The organism is Gilvimarinus gilvus (assembly GCF_030518155.1).
Classification (GTDB): Bacteria; Pseudomonadota; Gammaproteobacteria; order Pseudomonadales; family Cellvibrionaceae; genus Gilvimarinus; species Gilvimarinus gilvus.
The window spans coordinates 1-341 of sequence record NZ_JAULRU010000828.1 but is presented as its reverse complement, the minus strand read 5'-3'; the positions used below and the strand labels follow the sequence as shown (position 1 = coordinate 341).

The window sequence follows — 341 nt, the reverse complement described above, 5'->3', positions numbered from 1 at the left end:
CAGGCATGATGGCCCTTGCACTGCTGCAAGGTTGCGCCGGGCGCCGCGAAGAAGTGCCCGCAGCGGACCCGGCCGAGGTTCGCGCCCAACTGCTGCGGTTGCTGCCCACGCAAGCCCGCGACCGCGAGGGCTGGGCCAAGGACATCCAGGTGGCCTTCGAGGCCCAGCGCATCCCCCCCAGCAAGAGCAACCTGTGTGCCGTGTTGGCGGTCACCGAGCAGGAGTCGACCTTCACCGCCGATCCACAGGTGCCCAGCCTGGGGCGTATCGCCCGTGAAGAAATCGACCGCCGCGCCGCGCGCCTGCACATCCCCAGGTTGCTGATCGATGGAGCATTGAAA

1 protein-coding gene is annotated in these 341 nt (G+C 68.0%); it reads left to right on the top strand.

Features of this window, described 5'->3' with window-relative positions:
- A partial coding sequence (locus tag QWI17_RS23045; RefSeq protein WP_302724893.1) for a DUF1615 family protein occupies nucleotides 1-341 on the top strand: 341 nt, incomplete at both ends.